This window comes from Mycobacterium colombiense, from assembly GCF_001953985.1.
In the GTDB taxonomy this organism is placed as follows: Bacteria; Actinomycetota; Actinomycetes; order Mycobacteriales; family Mycobacteriaceae; genus Mycobacterium; species Mycobacterium colombiense_B.
Genome location: NZ_MBEI01000046.1, coordinates 183,368 through 206,461, shown reverse-complemented (window position 1 = coordinate 206,461; position 23,094 = coordinate 183,368). Strand labels below are relative to the sequence as shown.

Here is a 23,094-nt window from a genome sequence, read left to right as displayed (position 1 = left end):
GCAAATCGTCCGATCGTGCACGCATTCCGGCCGAGAGTCGCTCACGGCGCCGGGCAGGAATCGGCGATCTGCAGCGACGCCGGCCACAGCACGGTCGCCGCCCCGAAGGCCATGGCGTCGGCGCCGGTGGGCGCCACGGCTTCGATCCGCGCCTGAATTCGCTGGGTCTGCTCGGGGTGGAAAGCCGTCCAGGCGAACCCGATACACAGATATGGGATCAACAACCACAATCCCAGCTCGATCAGGCCGCCGACGCTGATCTTGTGCCCGAGGATGCGCCGGATCGGGTCCATCGCGTGTTCGATTCCGCACATGACCGCACTCCCTACCGCAGCACCAGTTTCAGCGCGTAGTCGACGACAGTATCGAGGTCCGTGCCCAAATGCCCGGCGAGCCACTGCTGCGCGAGCTCGGCCATGGCACCCGTATATAGGGCCGCGGCGACCTCCGCAGCCACCGGATCGGAATCGGGGTTGAGGCGCCAGCCCTCGGTCAGCACGCCCGCGCGCAGCATGTCCTGCGTCGCGCGGCGCCGGGCGGCCAGCACCGGGTTGGTGCGCGCGTCGGTGAACAGCACCCGGCCTCGGCGCGGATCGGCGGACGAGAAACCCAGCACCGCCGCGATGCCGGCCCGCGTCCGGGCGCCGAGCGAATCCCCCGCCTGCTCGATGGCGGCCTCGATCACTTCGCCGAGCTGATCACTCACCCGGTCGTAGACCGCGCCGAGCAGATCGTCGGTGTCACCGAAACTTTCGTAGAAGTACCGCGTGTTCAGCCCGCATTCGCGGCACACCGAACGCACCGAGACGGCCGCCTCACCGCCACTGCCGAACAGTCGATAGGCGGCATCGACCAGCAGCGCACGACGCTCGGCGCGGCGGTCCTTGAGCGGTATACCGGCCCACCGGGTGGGACTCGACATCCCTACAGCGTAAGTCGGGATGGCGCCGGTCTTGTCACACCTGTAGCCAAAACCTATTCTGGTTACAGTCGTGACCAGAAGTTTCGAGGGAGTGCGCTGTGTTTCTGCCACACCAGATCGTCGGGCAGTTGATCAACAAACGGTTGGACGACAACATGCGGCGGTACTTTTTCCGCGGCATGGAGTTCGCCGCGCCGGTCGGCGATCCGGGGTGGTTCGGCCCCGACAGCGCCGTGTGGCGCGTGCACTCGCACCTGCCCGCGCTGATCTTCGGCCTGCAGTGCGCCGCCTTCATGGAGACCCTGGACCCGTCGATCTACTGGATGGGCATGCACCACTCGCGACTGATCAAGCGGGACAGCAACGGCAACCCGATATCGCACGTGCCCCGGATCGATCCCGAAGGCGCCGCGACACGTCTGGGCCACTCGGTGGCGTTCTTCATCGGCACGGCGTATGGGTCAACGGAAACCGCTGAGCGACTGGCGAAGTCCGTGCGCGCGATGCACCACACCATCAAGGGCACTCGTCCCGACGGCGCCCGCTACGACGCCGACGACCCCGAGTGGCTGCGCTGGAACTACGCGACTGTCGTCTGGGGATTGGCCACCGCGCACGAGCTTTATCACCCAATGCCGTTGCGCGGCAAGAAACTCGACCGCTACTACGGTGAGTTCGTCCGGGTCGGTCACGCGCTGGGAGGCACCGACCTGCCGACCACCAAGGCCGAGACGCTCGAGTGCCTGGAGTCCTACTTGCCGAAACTCGCTGTCACCCATGGCAAAGCGATGGGCACCGGCCCCAACGTCCAAATGCCACAGGCTGCCGTCGACTGGGCCATCCGCGACACCATGCCGAAATGGGCCAAGCAGATGCTGCAGCACCGCGACTGCAACATCGTCGAACGCACCGCCCGCCGCACCGCGGTGTGGTCGATCATCAACGGGATCAACGCCGCATCCGGCCCCGCGCCGGAATTCCGGCAGGCCCAGGCCAGGGTCAAGGGCGGCACCACGGTCCCCCACACCCTGCCGACCTACGTGCTCGGCAGCGATCAGGTTCGCAGCCGCTCCGAGGTGGAGCGCAGCTTCCAGTCCGTGTAGTCGCTCCCGGTGTTCGACACTGGGGACATCTCACAAACTTGCCCGGCGAAACGTCTACACAGCGTGACAGCCAAACGACCGTTCGAGGCGGTGGTCGTCGACCACGGTCCCGCCGTCCTACGGGTATGCCGCGCCATAGTCGGGCCGGTCGACGCCGACGATGCCTGGTCGGAGACCTTTCTGTCCGCGTTGCGCGGCTACCCTGACCTGCCCGCCGACGCCAACATCGAGGCCTGGCTGGTCACCATCGCGCACCGCAAAGCCATCGACCTCACCAGGGCGCGGGCGCGGCGCGCGGTGCCGACCGGCGACGTCCCCGAGACCGCCGGACCGGCGGATCCCGACCGCGACGACGACCTGGCCGACGCGCTGGCCCGGCTGCCCGCCAAACAGAAGCAGGCGGTGGCCTACCACTACCTTGCCGGCCTGCCCTATTCCGAGATCGCCGCCATCCTCGGCGGTAGTCCCGACGCCGCCCGGCGCGCCGCCGCCGACGGCATCGCCACCCTCAGACGCACATACCCCGGCGTCGCCGCCGGCACGACCGGGACAGGAGAACACCGATGAGCAACGAACACGAATTGACCCGCGCGCTGGCGCAGATCACCGACGCCACCGCCGACGACCTGGGCGCGCTGCACGCCCGGCTCGCCACCGCCGCGCAAGCCGAGGGCCTCCTCGACATCGCCTACCGCATCGTCGACAGCCCGGTCGGCGCCTTGCTCATCGCGGCCACCGAGCTCGGCCTCGTCCGCGTCGCCTACGCCAGCGAGGGGCACGACACCGTCCTGCAAAGCCTCGCCGACAGGATCAGCCCGCGCATCCTGCTCGCACCCGGCCGCCTCGACACGGCCGCAAGGCAACTCGACGAGTACTTCGCCGGTAAGCGCCGGGATTTCGGCGTGCCGCTGGACTGGCGGCTCTCGGCCGGATTCCGCAACACGGTGCTTCGTCATCTGCCCGAGATCGGCTACGGCCACACCGCGAGCTATGCCGCGGTGGCCAAGCTGGCCGGCAATCCCAACGCGGTTCGCGCCGTCGGCAGTGCGTGTGCCACCAATCCGCTACCGGTCGTGGTGCCCTGCCACCGCGTGGTGCGCAGCGACGGGGCGATGGGCGGCTATCTCGGCGGCGTGGAAGCCAAACGCATCCTGCTCACCCTCGAGGCCGCGGCCTAACGTGCGAATCCCGTTGCGGGACAACCGGGCGCGGCCCGTACCGGCCGCTAGGCGGCGCCCGGCGTGAGGGGCGGAAGGTTGATGGCCGGCGATGACTGCTGCGTCGGCGCGGGCTGCGGCGCCTGGCTGACGTGCTGCCCCAGGTGCTGGGGGCAGTAGGCGCTCGCCGCGATCATGGTGAACTGGGCGGCGCCGTCCACCGTGAATCCCGGGTTACTCGACGACACGCTCTTGATGACCTCGACCTGGGGGCTGCCCTCGTCCATCAGTTGGCACGCCCGTTTGCCCACCCCGACGGCCGCAGCCGGGTCCTGATACGTGATGCCCGCCTGGTTGAGCGCGGCGATGAAGCTCGCGTCAGCTCCCGACGTGCCGACGGGGTCGGCGTACGCGGGCGCGGCCACGCCGGCGAGGGCGGCGCAGCCCGCAAGCACAAGCAGCATTCGCATCGCTTCATCCTCATATAGATCGGCGCCCTTGTCCTGCCGAGCCCCTCCGGCTGTGCACAACGGCGGCAAACGCCCACGTTGGGCCGCCGGGCGCCGGTTCCGCACGGATCCTGACACCCTGGCCCTGTGTGGTACACAGTGGCTATGTCCGCGCTGTCCCAGCAACATCGTTGAGAGCCCCCGCGTGCACGACGATCGACTTCTGACTCCCGGCCAGACCTGCTGGCGCACGGCACGGGCCGACCGGTTCGCCGCCATCATCGACGCGGCCGACTATTTCAGGCACGTCAAGGCGGCGATGCTGCGCGCCCGCCATCGGATCATGCTGATCGGCTGGGACTTCGACGCCAGGGTGACGTTCGAGCGGGGCCAGAAGACACTTCCCGGGCCGAACCAGCTGGGCCCGTTCCTTTATTGGATGCTGTGGAAGCGGCCGGGCCTGGACATCTACCTGCTGAAGTCGAATCTGCGTCTGCTGCCCGCCTTCGACGGCATCTGGTTCGGCCTCACCCCGGTGTCGCTGCTGAACCAGATCAGCAGCAGGCGAATGCATTTCGCCATCGACGGCGCCCACCCGATCGGCTCTGTGCATCATCAGAAGATCGTGGTCGTCGACGATGCGGTGGCGTTCTGCGGCGGCATCGATCTGACGCTCGAACGCTGGGACACCCGTGCGCACGCGCATGACAACCCACACCGCCGCACGGCGGGGCGCAGCTACGGGCCGCGGCATGACGTCGGCCTGGCCGTCGACGGTGCGGCCGCACGGGCTCTGGGCGAGCAGGCCCTGGCCAGGTGGCAAACCGCGACGAAACGCTCGTTGGCGCCGGTCGAGGCCAAGCACAGCGCCTGGCCGAGCAAGCTGGAACCGAACCTGCGCAACATCGATGTCGGAATCGCGCGCACCGTGCCGGAGCTCGACGACCGCCCCGAGGTCCGGGAGGTGGAGGCGCTCAACCTGGCCGCCATCGCGGCGGCGCGCCACACCGTCTATGTGGAGAACCAATACCTTGCGTCCCGAACCATCGCCCAGGCGCTGGCCGCGCGGCTGCGCGAGGGCGACGGTCCAGAGATCGTCATCGTGCTGGCCCGCCGAGGCAACAACCCGCTCGAGCGCGGAACGATGGACAGCGCCCGTCACCGCCTCATCCGGCTGCTGTGGGACGCCGACGATCATGGCCGGCTGGGCGTCTATTGGCCGGCGACCGACGGCGGTACCCCGATCTACATCCATTCCAAGGTGCTGGTGATCGACGATCGGCTGCTGCGCATCGGCTCCTCGAACTTCAACAACCGCTCGATGGGCTTCGACAGCGAGTGCGACGTCGCGATCGAGGCGGCGCCGGCCAATTCCGAACACGACGACGTGCGCCGCGAAATCACAGCGGCACGAAGTGAATTGATGGCAGAGCACCTCGGCGTTTCGGTGGGCGAGTTCGAAGACGCGATCGGCGAACACCGGTCGGTGTTGAAGGCGATCGAGGCACTTCGCGGAGAAGGCAAGACGTTGCGGCCCTTCACCGAGCGGACCGTCGCCGACGAGGCGGGCCCGCTGGCGGAGAACGACCTGATGGATCCCGACCACGTCCCACGGTCGCTGACCCGCAGCGTGCAACGGTTCATCACCGGCCTTCGGGGTTGACCGGTCGGCGATTTGGGTGTGGGTTGGGCTGAACTCGGCCTAGTGTGGGCAGAAGCGCCAGTGGACTAAGGACGAGTACCAATGAGCATCGACGACGACGCCGTCACCACGCTGGAGGACCTGCGGGGCGACTTGGCTCAGCGCTACAAGCGGACGCCGACCGGTGGAAGCGCGGTGGACAGCGCGATCGTCGAGGCCGACATGGCGACACTCGACCGCGACGGCTACGTCATCTGGGAGAACCTGCTCACCGCCGAGCAGTGCTCGCAGATCCGTGAGGTCGTGCGCCCTTCGCTCGGGCACACCGGACGCAACTCGTTCGAGGGCCTGCGCACTCAGCGCATCTACAGCGTGCTGAGCAGGACCCGGGTGTGCGATCGGCTGGTCGATGACCCGCGGGTGCTGGCGGTGCTCGATCGGCTGCTGATGCCCAACTACCTGCTTTCGGCGTTGCAGGCCATCAACATTCAGCCCGGCGAGGCGGCGCAGCTGGCGCACCACGACGACGGCTTCTACCCGATTCCGCGCCCCCGGGAGCCGCTGGCCGCCGCGACAATCTGGGCGATCGACGACTTCACCGCCGACAACGGCGCCACCGTCGTCTACCCGGGCAGCCACCGCTGGGGCAAGCGCCGGCCGGGCCCCGACGATCGGGCCGTACCCGTCGTGATGCCCGCCGGCTCGTGCGTCCTCTTCGTCGGGACCCTCTGGCATGGCGGGGGTGCCAACACCACCGACCGCGAGCGCCTCGCCGTCACCGCCCAGTACTGCCAACCGTGGCTGCGGCCGATGGAGGCCTACACCCTGTCGATATCGCGCGACATCGCGCGGGCGGTCTCCGATGACATTCGCCGGATGCTCGGCTACAGCATTCATCCGCCGTTCGTCGGCAACGTCGACGGCCTGCATCCGTTGCGGCTGTTGGAACTAAGCACAGATGCGACGGGCCAAGGCACGTGATTGCTTGGCCACGTAGCCGATCAACCCGGGCCTGCTGACCAAGCCGTGCAAGTACAGTCCCTGCGCCGCGGGAGCCGGGGCGTGCTGTGCGGCTGATCCCTGCGGCGTGAGCACGCCGAGATGACCGACCAGTCCCGCCAGATTTGGGTGGTAACCGGTTGCACAGATGACGACATCGGCGGGGATACGCGAACCGTCGCACAGCACGACGTGATCGTGGTCGAGCGCGGTCACCGCGCTGACGACTTCGAAAGCGTTGTCGCGCACCGCGTCTATCACTTTCATATCCAAAACCGAAGGCGCGGCCTGCAATCGGTGGGCCCGGGCGAATGGCCCTTCGCCGGGCAGGGGTAACCCAAATGCGCTGAGATCGCCGAAGGCGCGACGACGGGCCGTCGCGGCGATCGGGTCGGCGATCCGCACCGGCAGGTGATACAGCGGAATCGAGAAAACATCGATGGGAAGCCCCGCAGGGGCGTTGCGCGGCAACAAGTTCGGCGGCGTGCGCACCGACAGCCACACCTTTTCGGCTGCGCCGGTAGTGAGGTCGTGGGCGATCTCCATGCCCGAGGACCCGCTTCCGACGACCAGCACCCGCTTGCCGTCGTAGGGCGCCGGATTTCGATATTCCGACGAGTGCAAGAGGTCGCCACCGAACGTGCCCGGCCAGCGCGGCACGACGGGCGTGTGCAGAAATCCCGTGGCCACCACCACTTGTGCGGCGTGCAGATCCCCGTCGGAGGTGGTCAACGTCCACCCGCCGCGATTCCGATCGATCCGGGTGACGGCCGTGTTCAGGTGGACGTCGATACCGTCCTCGTGAGCGTGGCGCTCGAGGTGGTCGACCACGTCATCACGAGCGGGGTATAGAGCCGTGCCGGCAGGGTATGGCCGGCCGGGGAGATGGGAAAACTGGCGTCCGGTGTTGAGTTTCAGTCGGTCGTATCGGGAACGCCATGCGGCGGCGACGCCATCGGCGCGATCGACCAGCACGGGCCTGACGCCCCGGTCTTTCAGACTGAGGGCCACAGAGATCCCCGCCGCACCCGCACCGATGATGACAATCGGATCAGACATCGGCTACTCGTTCCTTGTCGCGACGCTACGGCCATCGTTGCGCGCCTCCGCAGCAACGCGCGGGCGGGCTGCTATAGTCCCTATCGGACCATTTTTTAGTTCAAAAAGGACTATATGTCAACCCGTGGGATCAAGCTGAGCACGACCTCGTACGCCATGCTGGGGATGCTGGCCCTGCGTCCCTGGACCACGTACGAACTCGCCAAGCAGGTGGGGCGCGGGCTGGGCCAATTCTGGCCCCGGGCACGCAGCAACTTGTTCGGCGAGCCCAAAAAACTCGTGGCGGGCGGCCTGGCCACCGCCACCGAAGATCGGGTAGGCCGGCGTCCGCGGACGGTCTATACGATTACGCCCGACGGCCGCGAGGCCCTGGAGCGCTGGCTTGCGACACCCGGGGAAGGGCCGGCCCTGGCGTTCGAAGAAATGCTGAAGGTCTTCTTCGCCGACCACGGCACGAAAGCCGACGCCGTGGCCGCGATTCAGCGCATCAAAAGCTGGGCGGCCGAACGCAATTCGGAAAACATCGGCATCGCCCGCAGTTACGTCGAGGGCACCGCTCCCTTTCCCGAGCGGGCCGCCGTCCTTGCGCTCACTGGCCGTTTCCTGACGAACTTTGCGGACATGGTCGGCGAATGGGCGGACTGGGCCGGCACGGTCGTCGCGGATTGGCCCGAGGACGTGCGCTCTGCCGAACCGAAGTGGGACGTTTTGGCCGACATCGCCCGTCGGCTACCAACCGACTGAGGATGAGGGACGCCTCGAACCCCGCGTTCCCCGGTTTGAAGCGCCGCGACCTGGCTATTCTCAGATCTGTCATGACGCGTCGAGCGGGCCCGCCCGGCGAAGAAGCAGATTCGCCGACCGCCGGGCCCCGGAATCGCTTGCACCGCAACCACAGGATGGTGGCCGGTGCCAAGATGCTGGCCGCCTTGACATCCCTGGTGGTGGTCGCCGTCATCGGCATCGCCTGGCATGCCTATCGGAGCGCGTCGGCCGGCATCACCAAATCCGAGGCATTGGCCGGTGAACCCGCGTCCACCGGAAGCGACCAGAACATCCTGATCATGGGCCTGGATAGCCGCCGTGACCAGCACGGGCAGCCGCTGCCGCCCGACATCTATGACGCGCTGCACGCGGGCAACGAGGATTCCGCTGACGGCGATTCCGACGCGCTCATCGTGGTGCACCTGCCTGCGGGCGGCGGTCCGGCGACGGCGATTTCGATCCCCCGCGACGATTATGTCGATCTGGCCGGATGCCCGACCTCGGATTGCCGCGGCAAGATCAAGGAGGCGTACAGCTACGCCTACCAGCGGGTGATGGCCGGTCACGGTTCGGCCGGCTCGCAGGCGACTTCGACGCCGCCGCAAGGCCAAGATTCGACGGCTAAGGAACAGGCGGCACGGGAGGCGGGCCGCAAAGCCGAAATCAGCACCGTCAAAAGCCTTCTGCAGATCCCGATCGATCACTTCATCGAAGTCACCCTGGCCGGGTTCTTCCAACTCGCCCGGGTGGTCGAACCGATCACCGTGTGCCTCAGCGAGGACACGTCGGACCAGTACTACTCCGGCGCCGACTTTCACAAGGGCGTCCAACAGATCAGCGCCACTCAGGCGTTGGCCTTCGTCCGCCAACGCCGCGACCCCAACGACGCGGCGTTCACCGACCTTGATCGAAGCCGGCGCCAGCAGGCCTTCATCGTCGCGGTGGTCAGCGCGATGCGCCGCGGCGGAACGTTGTCGGACCCAACCAAACTGCATGGACTGCTAAACGTCGCCAAGCAGAACGTCGCCGTCGACGCCGGTTTCGACTTTGACGAATTCATTCGTAATGCGTTGGCGTATCCCAACAGACCGGTGGTGCTGTACACGCTGCCGGTCACCAGCTTCGGTCAACTCTCAGATGGCGCCTATGTGAACTTGATCGACATACCCACCATCCGCTCCATCGTGCACAACCTGGTGGGCGCCGATTCGTCTAACGCACCCTCGACTGACAGCCCCACCACCGCAGCACAACCGGACGACGCTGCGCAGAGCACCTCCGGCAGCGTCGCGCTCGACGTCGTCAACGCCTCGGGTCGGCAGGGTGAGGCGGCAACGGTCCAAATGCTCTTGGCGACTGGGAAATTCAGTGAAGGCAAGGTCAGCACGGCCGACTCCACCACCGAGACGAGCACCATCACCTACGGAGCCGGCGCGAAGGTGGCGGCCACCGCGCTCGCCGACCAGTACGACATAACGGCGACCGCATCCGACAGCGTCGCCCCCAACACGGTGCGACTGACCGTCGGGACCGATTTCTCCCGATTCGACCAAACCCACTATCCCACATCGGAATCGCCGACCGCGACCGCCACGGCACCCGTCACCACCGTGCCGGCCACCGGCGTCGGCACGCAGCAACCCGCCGTTACCAACCTCTCGCGGATGACCGCCGACGGCATTCCCTGCGTGAAATGACAAGGCGCTACGGCGTTTTCCGCGGGGCAGGCGTCGGTATCGATGGCGCCGTGCCGTAAAGGTGCAAGGCCTGCGCGGCGGCCGTGGCCACCTCACCCCTGAGGTGCGAGATCGGCGGGCTGCCCCGAAGGTGGATCGAGTTCGAGAGCAGAATGACGTAGGTATTCGAACCTGGGTCGATCCACAGCGTGGTTCCGGTAAATCCGGTGTTGCCGAAGCTGCCGACAGGAAAGACCTTCCCGCGCGGCCTGGAGAAGGCCGTGTCGATGTCCCAGCCAAAACCAAACAGGCTCTGCCCTTCGATCGCCGGATAGGTCGGAGTGTGAGCTTGTTGAGCGGCACGGTTTGCCGCTGCAACTTGTTCGGCGGTATGGCCGGGCTGCTGAGGACTCGTCATCAGCTCGAGAGTTGCTGGCCGCAAAGGAAACTCACTCGGGCGGTCGGCCAGCCGGTCAAGCAGCGCCTGCGCAAAGATGCTGACATCGTGCGCCGTCGAGAACATGCCAGCATTGCCGGCCACTCCCCCCATCCGGCGTGCCGTCGGGTCATGCACCGTACCCCGAAGCAGGGCAAAGAAATCCGGATTCTTGCTGGGATCGTCTCTGCTTTCCTCGTCGCGCGCCGTGGGTGCGATGCGCGGTAAGAGGCTCGTGCTCCACGTTCCCGCGGGACAAGCCATCGATTCACCCCCGGCCGGCGCGGGGGCCCAGGCAACCGCCGCTCCTCTGATCGTGTGGGGACCACAGGCCTTGGCCGCGGGAAGGTAGCGGGTGTCTTGCAGGCCAAGCGGCGCAAACACATTGCGTTGGACGTAGGTGTCCTCGGCCTCGCCCGTGGTCTTCTCGAGCAGCGCGCCCAGCAGGATGTAGTTGATGTCGGAGTATCGGAAAACCTCACCCGGACCCGACTGCAGCGGCGTGGTGAGCGCGCGATGAATACCCTCGGCTTTGTCGGGTGCGCCCAGCCCCCACGGGTCTGCCAGGCTGACGTCGATCCCCTCGCCGGACATGTTGGTCAGCAGCATGCGCACCGTGACCTGCGCGCGCCGTGGATCGTTCGTCGTATTGAAGTCGGGCAGATATTTCTGCACCGGATCGTCGAACGCCACCTTGCCCTGTTCGTAAAGCTGCATGATGGCGACCGCCGTTGCGAGGCACTTAGTCAACGATGCCATGTCGAAGATCGTGTCCTCGGTCATCTGCTCCGCGGGTGCGGGCGATCCGTCCAGCCCCGGTTCGCCCGCGAGTTTGCGCGACCCGTAAGCCTGGTGGAAGACGACCTTGCCGTCATGCCCGACCATTACCACGCCGCCCGGCAGTCCCCCTGCCGCGATCGCGTCGTTCATCAGCTTGGAGATGGTCGCGAATTCGGGTGCGGGAGCCGCAGCCGGCGCCGCAGCGGGCGTCGGCGCCTGTGCGGGCGTCGGCGCGGGCTGCGGTGGGCGGTCGGCTACCGGTGTGCGTGCCGTGAAAATCCACGGCGAAACCACAATGAGGGCGAGCAACACGATTGCGACCACGACCGCCTTGCGTAGCGAGGATGGCAAAAGCTTCCACCCGCCCCTGACTACCGGCATATGGCAAGAGTAAGTCGGCGACCTGGCGGCATCCAGTACGCATTCGGCTCCGACGCAAAGGGGCTGCTGCGCAGAAGATTAGGGGCGGCCTGCAGTAGCGTTGGCGCCGGACCTGTCTCGCGACACCCGGTCGCGACGGTCTTGTCGCGATGGAGCAAGCGGTGAGGACCCATCCCCAGTGACTTCCGGCAGGCGGTGGGTCGCCGTGCTGGCGGGCATGATGGCGGCCGGGGCCACGTTGACGCAGTGCACCGCCGCGCCGGCGCCCCCTGCGGCCAGGCCATCGTCCACCGCGTCGTCGGCGGCCGGCCCGTCGTCGGCGCCCGCCGCCGGCAACGTTCGCCCGGTCACCGCCGCGGAGCTCGGTCCGAGCTGGCGGCCGGGCTGCCCGGTGGACCCCGCGCAGCTACGACGAGTCGAGGTCGACCACGTCGGTTTCGACGGCCGGACCCATCACGGCGAGCTGATCGTGCACCAGGACCTGGTGCCGGAGGTGATCACGGTCTTCGCGCAGCTCTACCGAGTGGGATTTCCCATCGAGAAGATCCGCACGGCGGACCGCTACCCGGCCGCCGACGATGAGCTCTCGATGGAGGACGACAACACGTCGGCGTTCAACTGCCGCGCCATCCCGGGAAGCGAGCACTGGTCGCAACACGCCTACGGTCGGGCCATCGATCTGAACCCACGTGTCAACCCGTGCGTTTACGCCGACGGAACTTTCCAACCGCACAACGCGGCGGAGTACCTGGACCGCGGCCGCGGCGACCCGGGGCTCTTGCACGGCGACGACCCCGGCGTGCGCATCTTCACGGACCGCGGGTGGCGGTGGGGCGGCCACTGGGCATCGCCCGTCGACTACCAGCACTTTGAGCGACCGTGAGCCTGGTTCCTGTAACAATGGGTGGATATGTCGCGCTCATTCGACGTCTCGACCGAGTCGCCCGCCACCGTCGAGCAAATTCATGCCGCGTTCGGTCGCGAGGAGTATTGGCTGGCCCGCATCGCGGCCGGCTCCGCCGACGCGACGTTGGATTCGCTGGTGACCGACGCCGACGGCACGGTGACAGTGCGCACGACCCAGCACCTGGGCCGTCAGATCCTCCCCGGGATGGTCGCCAAATTCGTGACCGCTGACGTGAAGATCGTGCAGACCGAGACGTGGCGACCGGACGGCGACCGCCAGGTGCGCGGGCACATCAGCGTCTCGGCGTCCGGCGGGTTGGGGTCGGGCCGTGCGGAATCCCGGCTGGCGCCGACGGATGACGGCGGTTCACAACTGCACACCACCCTGAGGGTGGAGGTCAAGATCCCGTTGGTAGGCGGCAAGCTCGAAAAAACCATCGGATCCGATTTGTCCAAGGGCATCCCGGAGATGCTGCGGTTCACCACCACGTGGATCACCGAAAACACCTGAGGCATAACTCCGGCACCCCCGCCTTTATGAGCTTGACTCCGCCGCAGAAGCCGAACGGTAGCCATAGCGGTCGATGACTTCGCTCCAGCGCTCGGTGACGATCTTGCGCTGCTCCGCAGTCAGGTCGTAGCGGTTCGTCTTGTAGTCCGCGTGGTCGGCAAGGTACTGGCGCAACCGCGGCCGGAATTGTTCGAAGCACTTCAACCCCAAATGCTCGTAGAGGCAACGCAACTGCCCTTCGGGATCAGCGATCAGATCTTCATAGCGCAACTCGTAAAAGCGAGCCGGGTCAACGAGTTCTCGCCCTTCGTCCACCTTGCGATAAAGGTCGACGTACGTCGTGAGAACTCTCTCGTCCAATCCCTCGAAGGTCGGTCGCTGCAGGCTGTGCACACGAGACAACGACTTCACGAGATGAATGCTGGATGGATAAACGACGTATGGATTCCGGATGATGTGGATGAACTTCGCTTCCGGAAAGACTTCCAGGAGGACCTTGATCCGGAAGCTGTGGTTCGGGTTCTTGAGAACGACGGTCTTGCGGTGGCGGAAGTACAACCGCTGAACAAACTGGAACAGTAGCCGCTTCCATGCCTCTAGTTCTCGCGGCGACAAGTGCTCCAAATCAAGGTACCGCTCATGCTCAGGCGGCCGGTTCGGGAACGCCAGCGTCAGGTACGGCGACGGCTGGCCCTGCATGATCCATACGAACTCGTCTTCCTGCGGGTGATACAAGCTCGAATCCATGTTGTCCATGGCTCTATGCTTTGACGCCATGAATCCCGCCAACGGCGCGAACCGCTCGGTCAGCAGAAAATGCTGCGGCGCAACGCATTCAAAGCCCGTGGGGCCGATGTAGCGATCATCGAGCACCAACAGTTCGTGCAGCAAGGTGGTGCCGGTACGCCAGTGCCCGACGATGAAGATCGGCGGCTCGGTGATCATCGTTGCGGCCACTCGCCTGCCAAACACGATCTTCTGCAACAACGCGAGACAGGAGTTGACCGCGCTGACCAGCGTGTAAAGCACGGCGTAGTGCCAGCGGCTCCAGTGCACGGCGAAACGGTTACGGATCAGCAGGCGTGTCCAGGCCGAGAAATTGCAGCCTATCCACACCGGTGCTGCCCACTCATGCCACCAGGAAAATCGCGATGTCGCGCGGGGGGCAGTCATCACACGTGGACGATTTCTATGCGGTTGCACGGGGCGTAACGGCCACGCGTAACCGGACCAGGCCGCGAAGGTTGGCGTTTGTCGTCCATGTCGGCGGCTCGACCACCTCTATCCGGTCGAGGTTGGCGACGACCTCGCGCAGGACCGCCTGGCCTTCCATCCGCGCCAAGTGGGTCCCGGGACACGAGTGGATGCCGGAGCCGAACGCGAGATGACCGGCCGGGTTACGTTCGGCACGAAAGACATCCGGGTCGTCGTATTGACGCGGGTCACGATTCGCCGCACCCCACAACAGCAGCACACGGGAGCCCGCCGGTATGACGGCGCGGCCGACAGGATAGTCGACGCGCGTTGTACGGCACATGTTTTGGACCGGCGGCAGGAATCGAAGTTGCTCCTCAATCGCGGACGGGATCAGTTCTGGTTGCTGCGCAAGGAGCCTGAGTTGCTCTGGATATTCGGCCAGCGTGAGGAACAAGGTGCTGATCATATTCGCAGTGGTCTCATGGCCCGCAACCACCAGCAATACGGCGAATAAGAACAATTCGTCATCGCTGAGCCTGCCACGGTCGGCATGTCCGGCAAGCTGCCCGAGAACGGTGCACTCCCCCAGCAGCCCGTTATCGCGCATGTGGGTGAAAAGCGCACGCAATCGCCGAAATCCGGTGAAACCGTGCACCAGCGACCCCAGGCCCGAAACCGACAAGTTGACGTCGGTGATGCGAGCCGCCTGGTTCGACAAGCGGATGAACTCGGCCTCGTCCGGTCCAGCAATGCCGAGAACATTGGTGATGGTGCGTATCGGCATCGGTGCGGCCACAAGCGAGACGACGTCCGCTGTTGTCTTTGTCTTCAAGTCGCAGACCAACTCTCGGGCAAGTTGGTCGACCATCGGACGCCAGGATTCCAATGCGCCGCGCGCCATGCCCGGCGCCAGTTGCTTACGCATCCGCGTGTGGGCGGGCGGATCAGACGTGGGAAGGAAAGGCGGTGCACCCCTGGAAAAGGTGACTCCCTCGGCGCTGGACAACATCTCGTGATTACGCGCAGCCTCGCGGACGTCGGAATATCTGCTCAAGATGTAAACATCGCGCTTGGGGTTGTAGTGCACCCGCTCGCCCGCCAAAAGCTCTCGATAGTGCGGGTATGGATCGCGGGCGATCGCAGGGTTCATTGGGTCGAATTCGGTGATCTGCACATGCTCTGGGGTGTGTCTGCCAGCCAGTCTGGAGCGGACCTTCTTGGCCGCGGTGATGGCGAGTACTTTTGTCAGCATCGGCGCGCACGCCCGCGCGAGCTGGGCGTCGCGCTTCATCGTCGCCGCGAGCGTCGGGACGCGCCGAGTCGCGACATCGCCGATCGGTGTCGACAGGTCTCGCGCGGCCGGCCCAGAATACGAGGCATCGCGCCCAAACGGGCATTCGCCGCTTTTCGGCACCCATCCTTCTGCTTCTTCGGCACCGGATAGCGTCGCCGTCATCGGCCCCCGATCCCAGGAAGGTTAGTTGGGTTGCGGAATGATGCAAGGGTAGCGGCACCATGCTAATCGCGCAGGTCGGGCGGCGCTTTCGAGTTAGTCGACGTGGCCCACGCAGTTTCCCCGCCGGTTAACAGTTGTTAGCCTGGCCGACCATCGGTCAGCATCGCACTGCTTGAATTGAACTGCTGCGAAAGGCGACGTTCATGAATCACATCCGAGTCGGCATCAGCAGTCAGCTCCTCAATTCTCGATATTCCCCGACCATGCTCGCGCGCACCAACTTGCGAATGGCCGCGGCCAGCGGTGTCGACTCCTACTGGGCGGCCGATCACCTGAATTCGCTGTTCCCACGCTCGATCGCCACGCCGGGCTACCTCGGTGTCGCCAAACTGATCCCGAAGGTCGACGCCCAACTCGAACCGTGGACGATGCTCGGACATCTCGCTTCCCGCAACGGCTTTGGACGTCTACGGCTTGGCGTCGGCGTGACGGATAGCAATCGACGTCATCCGGCGGTCACCGCACAGGCTGCCGCCACATTGCACTTGATCAGCCGTGGCCGCGCGATTCTGGGCATCGGTGTGGGAGAGCGGGAGGGCAACGAGCCCTATGGGGTGGACTGGACCAAACCCGTGGCGCGTTTTGAAGAGGCGGTCGCCACGATCCGGGCGCTGTGGAACTCACGCGGCGAACCCACCTCGCGTGATTCGCCGTACTTTCCCTTGCGTAACGCGGTGTTCGACCTACCCCCCTATCGCGGCAAATGGCCCGAGATTTGGATCGCCGCCAAGGGGCCGCGGATGCTGCGGGCCACTGGCCGCTACGCCGACGCCTGGTTCCCCGGGCTCGTCTCGGGACCCAAAGACTACGCATCGGGTCTGGAAGCAGTGCGAACGGCGGCGTCCGACGCCGGCCGCGCCCCTGGCTCGATCACGCCGGCGATCTCAGCCTTTGTCGTCACCGGACGAAACCCCGACGACATCGAGCGGGCCCTCAACTCGGATGCCGCAAAGGCTTTCGCGCTCATCATTCCGGGCCAGATGTGGGCCAACCATGGCGTACAGCATCCGCTCGGACGCGAATTCAGCGGCGCACACGATCTAGTCCCGCAAACGTTGGACGAGCAGACCGTGTTGTCCTACACCAAGAACGTTCCGGTATCACTGCTCAAAGACGCGCTGCTGGCCGGGACGCCCGATGAGGTCGTCGATCAGGCTGCGCAGTGGCGTGACCACGGAGTGCGCTATTTGGTTGTCAATAACCTCAGCTACTTGCAGCCGACCTTCCGGAAAGGCCTTGCATCCGGCGCGCCATTTTTCAAGATTCTGCGCGGGCTCAAGAAACTATGAACTCGGGCCATGCGCCCGTCAATTGCTCGGATGGAACATGCGGTCTAGATGTGGGCCGGCATGCTGTCCCAGCCGCGCACCGCCGATGACGAGGAAAACACCGCGGCGTCGAGGTCGACCTCCCAGTCCGGGAAGCGATTCATGATCTCGTCCAGCGCGATTCGCCCCTCGATCCGTGCCAGCGCGTTGCCGAGGCAGTAGTGGGCACCCACCCCGAACGTCAGATGCTGACGCGGCACCCGGGTCACGTCAAACGATTCGGCGTTCTCGCCGAACCGCCGTTCGTCGCGGTTGGCCGCGCCGATCAGCGTCAGGATCGCGCTCCCCTCCGGCACGGTCTGGCCGTGGAACTCGATGTCGCGGGTGACGTACCGCGCCGCTTGCAGCGCGGGCGGCTCGAAGCGCAGGAGCTCCTCGATGGCGCCCGGCAACAGTGACCGGTCATCGACGAGCCGGCGGCGCTGATCGGGATGCTCGGACAGCAGCTTGCCCGACCAGCCGATCAACCGGGTTGTCGTCTCCGAGCCGGCGACCGCGACGACCTTCATGAACATCAGCAGTTCGTCGCGGCGCAACTTTCTGGTGACGCCCTGTTCGTCCTCGAACTCGGCGTTGAGCAGCTCGGTGGTGAGGTCGTCGGCGGGATGGGTTGTGCGCCAGTCGATGAAGTCGGCGAAGACCTCTCCGTCGGCGAGCTTGGCATCGGTGTTGTCGGTCATGCGTCCGCCACGCTTGGTCCGGACGAACTTCTCGCCGTCCTCCTGGACTCGGCGCTGGTAGTCCTCGGGGATGCCGAACAGCATGCCCACCACGCGCAGCGGCATGATGGCACCGAGATCCTTGACGAAGTCCACGCGGTCGCCGCCGACCAGCGGGTCCAGGCAACGCTGGGTGAACTCGCGGATCATCGGCTCGAGGGAGTTGATCTTGCGGGGCGTGAACGCCCGGGAGAGCAAGCTGCGGTGGATGTCGTGCACCGGTGGATCTTCGAAGATGAGCAGTCCGGGCGGAATATCGATGCCCGCCTTGATGATCTCCAGCACGACGCCGCGCGCGGAACTGAAGGTCTGATGGTCGACCAGTGCCCGGTTGACGTCGTCGAACCGGCTCAGCGCGTAGAAGTCGTGTTCGGCGTTGTAGTACAGCGGCGCGTTTTCGCGGATGCGGCGGAACATGGGATAGGGGTCGGCGTTGAGGTCGACGTCCCATGGGTCGTAGTAGAGGTCGTCGGCGGTCCTGGCGGTCATGGGATTCCTGTCTACTGCGTCTGCGCGTCCGCACCGAAGGCTTCGCGGTGCAGTTCGATCAAGGCGTGCAGTTGCTCGAGATAGTGCTCCAACGAATGGTGGACGAAGCGAGCCGAAAGGGTGGTGGTTCCGCCGTCGGCCAACTCCCGCAACGTATCCTGTGTCGCTTCGGGTTTACCGGCCGGATCCAGGGGTTGCTCCGCGGGCATCACCACCTCGAAATCCGGCGGTAATTCGAACTGCTGCAACCAGTCCGCGGCCGTGTGGATAGACACGTAGTACGGGCACCAGCCGTCGGCGAGGGTGACCGCACGCCGCAGGGAACGTCGTGTGCGCCCGCCGACCCAGATCGGCACGTGCGGCTGCACCGCGCAGGGGTCCACGGTCAGCCCGCCGAACGAGTAGAACTCACCGTGATACGCCGGCTCGTTGCTGGGCAGCGCGGCCCGCAGTGCCTTCAGGGCGTCATCGCCGCGGGCACCGCGGTCATCGAAAGGCGCACCGAGAAGGTCGAACTCCTCCTTGAGCGAACCGACGCCGACACCGAGGATCACCCGCCCATTGCTGACGTGGTCGAGTGTGCCGTAACGCTTTACGATCGCCAGCGGATGGTGGTATCCCAGCACCAACGTCATCGTGGCGAAGCGAATTCGCTTGGTGCGCCCCGAGACGTAACCGAACGTCGCCAACGGATCCCAGTAGCGAGCTCCGCGCCGACCGGATTCGGTCGAGGGCATGCCGATGTGCTCGCTGCAGGTCATGTGGTGATAGCCGAGCCGGTCCGCGACCTCCGCGACCCGGCCGATGTCCTCGATGCCGGCGTCCTTCTCCCATTTTAGGGGCGCGCCAGCGACATTGGTGACGACGGGGGTGGCGATGCCGAGCTTCACTGCAGGGGCTCTTCACCCGCGAGGATCGTTCGGTGCATGAGGCGGCCGCTGTCGACCGAATACGGCAACACCCGGTGCATGGTCCCGGTGTTGTCCCAGATGAGCAGGTCGCCCGGCTGCCACTGATGCTGATAGACGTACTGCGGCTGGGTGGCCCAATCACGAAGCCGCGCAAGCAGAGCGCGGCTTTCCTCTACCGGCAGGCCGATCACGTAATCCGAGGTCGCGCCCAACAATAAGGATTTACGGCCGGACCGATGCGTCCACACGATCGGGCAGGCCTTCGTTGGCGACTTCTGCCAGAAGGCCACCTCGTCGTAACTCATCTCGGGGGTGACGTAATACTGCGAGCGCTCCGCGCTGTGCACCACGCGCAGTTCGGCAATCGCGTCCTTGTCGGCATCCGGAAGATCGTCGTAGGCCGCGTAGGTGTTGCAGAATTCGGTCTGCCCCCCGGTCTCGGAGAGCTGCACCGCGCGCAGCAGCGTGGCCAGATTGGGCAGCGGCTGCAGCGAACCGTCGAAGTGCCAGAACATGGAGCCCTGCAGGTATTTGGCGCGCTGATTGACCTTCTCGTCGAGGGAGATCTTGTTGATGCCGCCCTGACCCTCGTTGGCGACGAGCGTGCCGAGGGTCTTGGCGATGGCGACCTGCTCCTCGTCACCGATGTCCAGCCCGCGGAAGAACACCACGCCGCGCCGCTCGAGAACATCACGGATCGTCGACGCCTCCCGCCCGCTCAGCAGCGTGTCGAGATCGGTCCGGATCTCGCTGCCGATTCTCGGCGTGAGGTCGACGATTTCCAGCTGCGCAGACGTCAGTCCCATGGTTTCAGCTGACTCTCGTGAGAATGGTGTTGGCCGAATGCTTTACCCGCGGCTGCTTCCACAGCTCGACCGCCAACGAGACGGTGATCAGCGAGTAGAGCAGGTTGCGCAGGTTGGCGACGTCGTCGGGCAGCGGCTCGGAGTAGTCGAACTTGTCGATGTAGGCGACGGCTTCCTCGGCGTGCGGAAACACCTCGTCGTAGAAGGCTCGGATTTCCTCCATGGAACTGTTGACGCGTTTGACGTAACGCTGGTGGCCGTCCTCGATCGCCCATTCGGGCACCAGGTGCTCGAGTTGCGAGAACTCTTTCGGCAGAACCGTACTCATCGTTGACCCGCCTTCGCCGCTTCGCCGGCCGCCACATAATCACCGACCACTTTGTGGAGGTGGCGCAGCAGGATTTCCTCGTCATTCATCGTGAAATGCGTCAGGACACCGCTGTTGAGCATCGCCTGCAGACCCTCGGACGGGCTCGCGTCCTCGAGGATGATGTCGTTGAGGAAGGTCACGGTGAGCTCCTGACCGAGTCGCTCGCGGTGTGTCTTCGGCGGCTGATAGAACATCTCGACTTCGAACACGTGCGAGTGCGGGCCGGTGGGCCAATGGGCGTGGGTGCTGAAGCCGGATGCGCCGAAGATGATGACGAAGTTGGGGAAGAACTGGAACGAGTCGAACCCGTACTTCTCCGACCGCGTGGGATTGATCCCCGGGGGCATCGGCCCTCGGTCGACCTTCTTATTCCAGGGGCCCGCGGCACTGGCTTCCATCACGCATTCAATTGGCTTGGAGTACGGGGTCTTTTGCGAGGGCTCACCGGAGAACGAGAACATCCGATGCGGGCCGCTGAGCTGGTAGGCCAGCGCGTCGGTGAACGGGTTCGGCCGGTCGAACGCGTCCCTGGCCTCCGCGGTGAGGGCGCCGAACGACGATGCGTGCAGGTACGGGCCGTGGTAACTCTCGGCGAAGCTGTCGACGAAAATCTTCCAGTTGCACTGCAACTCGGCCGAGAACTTGTAGACCTGATGCGGTCCGTCGAACGGATAGCCCTCGATGCCGTGGGCCAATTCGCCGAGGAAGGACCGCAGCGGCTCGGTGTTGTGCGGGTTGAGGTTGATGAAGATGAAGCCTTCCCACACCTCACACTGCACCGCCGGCACCTGGCAGCTGTCCGCGTCGAAGTCCAGCAGCAGGTCCTTGCGGGTGGCCGAGTGCAGCGACCCATCCAGCTTGTAGCGCCACCCGTGGAAGCGGCAGTACAGCAGCGGGGCACGGCCGGACACTTCCTGGAAAGGGTCGTCCTCCCACAGCATCTTGTTGCCGCGGTGCGGGCAGATGTTGTGGAAGGCGCGGATCACTTGGTCTTTGCCGCGCACGATGATGATCGAGGTGTTCAGAAACCTGAACTCGCGGGTGAAATAGCTGCCCGAACGCGGGACTCGTTCGACTCGCCCGACATAGAGCCAGGTCTTTTTGAAGACGTGCTCGCGTTCCTTCTCGTAGAACTCTTCGGATACACAGTCTTCGAGCGACACCGGGCCGCGGCCGAGTTCGGGATATGCGTCGGTCCAGTGCCCGTTTGGGGGCTTGGCGACGGCGATGGGCTGATTCATCCCCGCGTACCTCCTACGTGGTGCGGCCGACGCTAGCAGCTGCGGGGATCCCCAATAAGGTGTACGAACGCAACACCCTGTTGCATACTTGGAACACCGATGCAACAGAATCTGCCCTTTGACCTCGATGCCCTGCTGGTATTCGGCAAGGTGGTGGACTGCGGCAGCATCTCTAAGGCGGCGACGGCGCTCGGCATGCCCAAGTCGACCGTGAGCCGGAAGCTGACCAAGCTGGAATCCGACCTGGGCATCAAGCTGCTGCGGAAGAACACCCATCAGCTGACGGTCACCGACATCGGCGAGCAGATCTACGACCACGCGATGAACATCTTGACCGAGGCCAACGGTGTCCGGGCCCTCGTGGAGGGCAGTCGGCAGGAACCCCAGGGTGAACTGCGGGTCGCGATACCGGTGAGCCTGGGCATCGACTACGCATCCCGCGTCGGCGCCACGTTCTTGCAGCGTTACCCGAACTCGCGCTTGGACATTCGGTTGGTCGACAACATCGTCGACCCGGTCAAGGACGGTTACGACGTCGTGTTCGGCCCCGGACCGCTTCAGGATTCGACGCTGATCGCGCGGAAGGTCTTCGACCTGAATCTGTTCCTCTGCGCCTCAACCGATTTCGTAGCGCGACTGAGGGACCCGATCAGCGATCCCGCGCAGGTGAACACTCTGCCGTTCATCGACTTCGGCTTCTGCGGACCCCAAAAGCTCAAGCTGGCGGTCACCAAACTCGACAGACGACACGAGTTGTCACCACGGATACGCGCACGGGCCAACAACTTTCAGGTGTGTAAGGAGTACATCCTGCAGGGACTCGGCATCGGCGCCATGCCCACGCAGATCATCTGCACCGAGGAACTGCGCGAGGGCACCATCGTGCCGATACTGCCCGACTGGGCGGTCGAGCCGTTGGCCGTGCACATGATCTATCCCTTCGAGTTGTCCTTCTCCACCCTGATCAGCGCCTTCTATGACACGGCCTGTCAGATCATCGTCGAGAACATCGCCCGGGCGCAGACCTAGAGCCGTCCGAATTGAGAGATAATCGCCTCATGCCCAGTGAACCGTCACCTCCTCCACCGCGGCCTGCGCCGAAACCGAAGCGGGCGCACGTCACGCCCGAGGACGTGGAGCGCTTCGGCGACGAGCAGCAGGTGCGCGAGGCGTGGGACGAGCGCCGGCTGCGCGACGAGCGACCGCCGCATCACCACTAGCCCGCGGCTGCGGAAGGCACTGGCGGAGCCCGACGCCACTGGGTGAGACTGGTAGCTATGAGTTTGGTGGAGAAGCTGCTCCCGCAGGTGCTGCGGGTGCACGACACGGTCTATCAGAAGACGAACGGCTGGATCGGTCACCGCATGCTGTGGATACCAAGCCTGCTGCTGCATACCGTCGGCGCGAAGACCGGTAAACAACGCACGACGTCGCTGACCTACGCGCGCGATGGGGACAACTATCTGGTGGTCGCCTCCAAGGGCGGTGCGCCCGAATCCCCCGGCTGGTACCACAACCTGAAGGCCAATCCCGACGTCGAGATCAACGTCGGCCCAAGACGTTTCGCCGTCACCGCGCGACCGGTGCTGTCCGACGATCCTGACTATCCGCGACTGTGGCAGATCGTCAACAAGAACAACCAAAACCGGTACAACGAATACCAGAAGAAGACGTCGCGACCGATCCCCATCGTCGTCCTGGATCCGAAATCTTGAACTTCAGCTGAACAAC

The 23,094-nt window shown here is 65.2% G+C and carries 25 protein-coding genes; 13 read left to right on the top strand and 12 right to left on the bottom strand.

Annotated features, from left to right (window positions below):
• Nucleotides 1-41: 41 nt before the first annotated feature.
• Nucleotides 42-314, bottom strand: a complete 273-nt coding sequence (locus A5732_RS11120; RefSeq protein WP_076102204.1) for a hypothetical protein — start codon at nucleotides 312-314, stop codon at nucleotides 42-44.
• An 11-nt stretch (nucleotides 315-325) separates the two neighbouring features.
• Complete coding sequence (locus A5732_RS11115) at nucleotides 326-922, bottom strand: TetR/AcrR family transcriptional regulator (protein WP_076052668.1); 597 nt, start codon at nucleotides 920-922, stop codon at nucleotides 326-328.
• A gap of 98 nt (nucleotides 923-1,020) precedes the next feature.
• Between A5732_RS11115 and A5732_RS11110 the strand changes: the two genes are divergently transcribed.
• From A5732_RS11110 to A5732_RS11100, 3 genes are all read left to right on the top strand, one after another.
• Nucleotides 1,021-2,025: an oxygenase MpaB family protein gene (locus A5732_RS11110; RefSeq protein ID WP_065051186.1), complete on the top strand. Its 1,005-nt coding sequence runs from the start codon at nucleotides 1,021-1,023 to the stop codon at nucleotides 2,023-2,025.
• Between the two features lie 63 nt (nucleotides 2,026-2,088).
• Nucleotides 2,089-2,592, top strand: coding sequence for an RNA polymerase sigma factor (locus A5732_RS11105; RefSeq protein ID WP_076102203.1), 504 nt, complete (start codon nucleotides 2,089-2,091; stop codon nucleotides 2,590-2,592).
• Nucleotides 2,589-3,203 carry a methylated-DNA--[protein]-cysteine S-methyltransferase gene (locus tag A5732_RS11100; protein WP_139334636.1) on the top strand — a complete coding sequence of 205 codons (615 nt, stop codon included), beginning with the start codon at nucleotides 2,589-2,591 and terminating at the stop codon, nucleotides 3,201-3,203. Before A5732_RS11105 ends, A5732_RS11100 begins: the two co-directional genes overlap by 4 nt.
• Nucleotides 3,204-3,250: 47 nt before the next feature.
• On the opposite strand, the gene A5732_RS11095 is transcribed toward A5732_RS11100, so the two are convergent.
• Nucleotides 3,251-3,652: a DUF732 domain-containing protein gene (locus A5732_RS11095; RefSeq protein WP_076102202.1), complete on the bottom strand. Its 402-nt coding sequence runs from the start codon at nucleotides 3,650-3,652 to the stop codon at nucleotides 3,251-3,253.
• Nucleotides 3,653-3,836: 184 nt separating this feature from the next.
• Between A5732_RS11095 and A5732_RS11090 the strand changes: the two genes are divergently transcribed.
• Nucleotides 3,837-5,294, top strand: coding sequence for a phospholipase D-like domain-containing protein (locus A5732_RS11090; protein WP_076102201.1), 1,458 nt, complete (start codon nucleotides 3,837-3,839; stop codon nucleotides 5,292-5,294).
• An 81-nt stretch (nucleotides 5,295-5,375) separates the two neighbouring features.
• Entirely contained in the window at nucleotides 5,376-6,254 is an 879-nt protein-coding gene (locus A5732_RS11085; RefSeq protein ID WP_076102200.1) for a phytanoyl-CoA dioxygenase family protein, read from the top strand.
• Here A5732_RS11085 and A5732_RS11080 read toward each other — a convergent pair.
• Nucleotides 6,222-7,331, bottom strand: a complete 1,110-nt coding sequence (locus A5732_RS11080; RefSeq protein WP_076102199.1) for a flavin-containing monooxygenase — start codon at nucleotides 7,329-7,331, stop codon at nucleotides 6,222-6,224. The genes A5732_RS11085 and A5732_RS11080 overlap by 33 nt on opposite strands.
• 156 nt (nucleotides 7,332-7,487) lie before the next feature.
• On the opposite strand from A5732_RS11080, the gene A5732_RS11075 reads away from it, so the two are divergent.
• Both A5732_RS11075 and A5732_RS11070 read left to right on the top strand, forming a co-directional pair.
• Nucleotides 7,488-8,075, top strand: a complete 588-nt coding sequence (locus A5732_RS11075; RefSeq protein ID WP_171975002.1) for a PadR family transcriptional regulator — start codon at nucleotides 7,488-7,490, stop codon at nucleotides 8,073-8,075.
• A gap of 155 nt (nucleotides 8,076-8,230) precedes the next feature.
• On the top strand, nucleotides 8,231-9,793 hold the full coding sequence (locus tag A5732_RS11070) for an LCP family protein (RefSeq protein ID WP_076102197.1): 1,563 nt from the start codon (nucleotides 8,231-8,233) through the stop codon (nucleotides 9,791-9,793).
• Nucleotides 9,794-9,800: 7 nt separating this feature from the next.
• Here A5732_RS11070 and A5732_RS11065 read toward each other — a convergent pair whose 3' ends face one another.
• Nucleotides 9,801-11,369 carry a serine hydrolase domain-containing protein gene (locus tag A5732_RS11065; RefSeq protein ID WP_076102196.1) on the bottom strand — a complete coding sequence of 523 codons (1,569 nt, stop codon included), beginning with the start codon at nucleotides 11,367-11,369 and terminating at the stop codon, nucleotides 9,801-9,803.
• Between the two features lie 217 nt (nucleotides 11,370-11,586).
• Here A5732_RS11065 and A5732_RS11060 point away from each other — a divergent pair, with 217 nt between their 5' ends.
• Entirely contained in the window at nucleotides 11,587-12,252 is a 666-nt protein-coding gene (locus A5732_RS11060; protein WP_253189048.1) for a M15 family metallopeptidase, read from the top strand.
• Between the two features lie 27 nt (nucleotides 12,253-12,279).
• Nucleotides 12,280-12,786, top strand: a complete 507-nt coding sequence (locus A5732_RS11055; RefSeq protein ID WP_076102227.1) for a DUF2505 domain-containing protein — start codon at nucleotides 12,280-12,282, stop codon at nucleotides 12,784-12,786.
• A gap of 24 nt (nucleotides 12,787-12,810) precedes the next feature.
• Here the strand turns inward: A5732_RS11055 and A5732_RS11050 are convergent, their stop codons facing one another.
• The gene (locus A5732_RS11050; RefSeq protein WP_076052658.1) at nucleotides 12,811-13,959 is read right to left on the bottom strand and encodes a sulfotransferase family protein; all 1,149 of its coding nucleotides are present in this window, start codon (nucleotides 13,957-13,959) and stop codon (nucleotides 12,811-12,813) included.
• A gap of 16 nt (nucleotides 13,960-13,975) precedes the next feature.
• Complete coding sequence (locus A5732_RS11045; protein ID WP_076102194.1) at nucleotides 13,976-15,439, bottom strand: cytochrome P450; 1,464 nt, start codon at nucleotides 15,437-15,439, stop codon at nucleotides 13,976-13,978.
• A 203-nt stretch (nucleotides 15,440-15,642) separates the two neighbouring features.
• On the opposite strand from A5732_RS11045, the gene A5732_RS11040 reads away from it, so the two are divergent.
• Entirely contained in the window at nucleotides 15,643-16,788 is a 1,146-nt protein-coding gene (locus A5732_RS11040; RefSeq protein WP_076102193.1) for an LLM class flavin-dependent oxidoreductase, read from the top strand.
• 44 nt (nucleotides 16,789-16,832) lie between these two features.
• Here A5732_RS11040 and A5732_RS11035 read toward each other — a convergent pair whose 3' ends face one another.
• Genes A5732_RS11035 through A5732_RS11015 form a run of 5 tightly spaced genes read right to left on the bottom strand, consistent with a single transcriptional unit; the run spans nucleotide 16,833 to nucleotide 21,363 of the window.
• On the bottom strand, nucleotides 16,833-18,035 hold the full coding sequence (locus A5732_RS11035; protein ID WP_076102192.1) for a cytochrome P450: 1,203 nt from the start codon (nucleotides 18,033-18,035) through the stop codon (nucleotides 16,833-16,835).
• 11 nt (nucleotides 18,036-18,046) lie between these two features.
• On the bottom strand, nucleotides 18,047-18,925 hold the full coding sequence (locus A5732_RS11030; RefSeq protein ID WP_076052654.1) for a TIGR03619 family F420-dependent LLM class oxidoreductase: 879 nt from the start codon (nucleotides 18,923-18,925) through the stop codon (nucleotides 18,047-18,049).
• Nucleotides 18,922-19,752, bottom strand: coding sequence for a TauD/TfdA dioxygenase family protein (locus A5732_RS11025; protein ID WP_076102191.1), 831 nt, complete (start codon nucleotides 19,750-19,752; stop codon nucleotides 18,922-18,924). Before A5732_RS11025 ends, A5732_RS11030 begins: the two co-directional genes overlap by 4 nt.
• A gap of 4 nt (nucleotides 19,753-19,756) precedes the next feature.
• Nucleotides 19,757-20,080 (bottom strand): hypothetical protein, encoded by a 324-nt coding sequence (locus tag A5732_RS11020; protein ID WP_076052652.1) that lies wholly within the window; start codon nucleotides 20,078-20,080, stop codon nucleotides 19,757-19,759.
• Nucleotides 20,077-21,363 (bottom strand): aromatic ring-hydroxylating oxygenase subunit alpha, encoded by a 1,287-nt coding sequence (locus tag A5732_RS11015; protein ID WP_076102190.1) that lies wholly within the window; start codon nucleotides 21,361-21,363, stop codon nucleotides 20,077-20,079. The genes A5732_RS11020 and A5732_RS11015 overlap by 4 nt, the downstream gene beginning before the upstream one ends.
• A 99-nt stretch (nucleotides 21,364-21,462) precedes the next feature.
• On the opposite strand from A5732_RS11015, the gene A5732_RS11010 reads away from it, so the two are divergent.
• From A5732_RS11010 to A5732_RS11005, 3 genes are read left to right on the top strand one after another with little or no spacing between them, the layout of a single operon-like run.
• Nucleotides 21,463-22,392, top strand: a complete 930-nt coding sequence (locus tag A5732_RS11010; protein ID WP_076052650.1) for a LysR family transcriptional regulator — start codon at nucleotides 21,463-21,465, stop codon at nucleotides 22,390-22,392.
• A 29-nt stretch (nucleotides 22,393-22,421) separates the two neighbouring features.
• Entirely contained in the window at nucleotides 22,422-22,583 is a 162-nt protein-coding gene (locus tag A5732_RS27335) for a hypothetical protein (protein ID WP_171975001.1), read from the top strand.
• A 57-nt stretch (nucleotides 22,584-22,640) separates the two neighbouring features.
• Entirely contained in the window at nucleotides 22,641-23,078 is a 438-nt protein-coding gene (locus A5732_RS11005) for a nitroreductase family deazaflavin-dependent oxidoreductase (RefSeq protein WP_076052649.1), read from the top strand.
• Nucleotides 23,079-23,094 lie beyond the last annotated feature (16 nt).